Origin of the sequence: Enterococcus malodoratus (assembly GCF_027659535.1) — a bacterium.
GTDB classification, from domain to species: domain Bacteria; phylum Bacillota; class Bacilli; order Lactobacillales; family Enterococcaceae; genus Enterococcus_A; species Enterococcus_A malodoratus.
On sequence record NZ_JAQDPG010000025.1, the window covers coordinates 1 to 1,759 of the forward strand.

2 protein-coding genes and 1 pseudogene are annotated in these 1,759 nt (G+C 30.1%); 2 read left to right on the forward strand and 1 reads right to left on the reverse strand.

Going from position 1 to position 1,759, the window contains the following annotated elements:
• The first annotated feature begins 71 nt into the window (after positions 1 to 71).
• Positions 72 to 866 carry a hypothetical protein gene (locus tag PGP85_RS21190; RefSeq protein WP_270329344.1) on the forward strand — a complete coding sequence of 265 codons (795 nt, stop codon included), beginning with the start codon at positions 72 to 74 and terminating at the stop codon, positions 864 to 866.
• Between the two features lie 72 nt (positions 867 to 938).
• Here PGP85_RS21190 and PGP85_RS21195 read toward each other — a convergent pair.
• Positions 939 to 1,157: pseudogene (locus PGP85_RS21195) on the reverse strand (LexA family protein); the annotation flags it as partial.
• Between PGP85_RS21195 and PGP85_RS21200 the strand changes: the two are divergent.
• The gene (locus PGP85_RS21200) at positions 1,120 to 1,356 is read left to right on the forward strand and encodes a helix-turn-helix transcriptional regulator (RefSeq protein WP_003728509.1); all 237 of its coding nucleotides are present in this window, start codon (positions 1,120 to 1,122) and stop codon (positions 1,354 to 1,356) included. The pseudogene PGP85_RS21195 and the gene PGP85_RS21200 sit on opposite strands and share 38 nt — an antisense overlap.
• Positions 1,357 to 1,759 lie beyond the last annotated feature (403 nt).

Below are 1,759 nucleotides of genomic sequence, written 5' to 3' on the forward strand. Positions count from 1 at the left end.
ATGGACTTTCTTTTTTTCTACTCAAAAATTCTATTTACACAAAATATTTTACGCTATCCTCTGTGACGACTGTGTTTATAATTACTTTATTTTTTCTTGATAATTTTTTGATTACAAATATAATTTTGTTTTTCATGGGGAATGAGAGAAAAGATATCATCATAACATTAGGAGAATATTTAAATACAGGTGTGTCTTTCTTTTTAGGTATTTTTCTTGTTTTACAATTATTGAATTTTTTCAAAAAAAATAATGCTGGGAAAGTATTTAATTCTCACGGAAATATTTATCACGACTACTCCTATGCAACTTTTTTTATAGCTGCAAAAGTATTAGGATACACGAAAGTTCAATTAGCAGGCATACCTATAGGAATGCAATATAAATTAGTATTGAGAGGCACGTTCATAGATGTGGTAGAGGATATGTGGGAAAATCATTATATTCAGGCGGTTTCGGATGAAAATGGAAAGTTGCCATCAAATTTTATTAAAGTAAGAAAAATAAATTTTGATGATCATTACTGTAATAAGATAAATTTGATAATCAATGATACTTGTTTGATTCTACCAAAAACTATAGATAAAAAATATTCTGATAATGCTACAATTTGTGTTGATTCTACTCATACCAGTGGTGGACACAGATACTTAAATAACTATTTAGTTAATAGAATAAGACGTGTTATTCAAAAAGAATTACCTCAGGAAGTAGAAGAAATATATATTTTTTCAACCGCAAATCCTAAAAATAATTTGAATATTATAACTTCTTGTTTCAGAAAGTTCGGAAGATTTCAAAATCAAAAAGTTTATGTAGTACAGTTTGATGGTAAGTATTATAAGAAAGCGACTAGGGTTATTTAGCATATTGAATCCCTACCCGAAAACTGAACACTCAAAAAAAAGAGTGTTGTTAGTTTTCGGGTTATTTTTGTGCAAGTTTTCGTCTATCTCTTCTCTATATTCTTCAATATTTTCTTCAGCTAAAATAGGATCTCCACAAGCAATTTCTCCCAAAACAGGAATCTGTCTATATTTTTCAACAGGTATTAAATTTTTCGATATCTCGCCATACCGCGGATCAATCGTAGACTTCAATACGCCAAAATAATCTGCTATGTCGTTAAAGGCAGCGCGCGTTAATGCTGGATTCACTAGCAAAGAAGCCGCTAAAGCTGCTGATGTGCATTTTCAAACGTTGTCCAAATATGAAAAAGATAGTTCTGATATTCCATTTTCTCTTTTAAATGAGCTGTCTAATCTGTATCGAGTTCCTATTAACAATATTTTTTTGGGCAAAGAGTACGCTTTAATCCGTATCATAAATAATAAAAGAAATGAGGTAATGAATTGAACGAAGTTTCAAAGGTCGTTCTGGCAATCGAAGCCCACGAAAAAGCAAAGTCTTAGTCTGATACGCTTAACACTTCTTTACTATAGATTGCTCTAAGTGTAAACCGTCAGGATTTTTTACTGTCTAAATTTAACTAGCACCACGCGTATGAGTATTAGTCTCTTAAATTAAAATTGGTCTGGAAAGTAACTTGTTAATTCAAGTTCTTTATCAAGGGCTATTAAATAGGGAACCTTGTAGGGAAATCAATTCATTTTATGAAAGTGATTTCTCATTTGTTTAAACAAAATTATCCTAATTATTTCTAATTGATTCTATAGTCACTTTACTTAGCGATACATAAAAGATAGCGTAAAATATTTTGTGTAAATAGAATTTTTGAGTAGAAAAAAAGAAAGTCCAT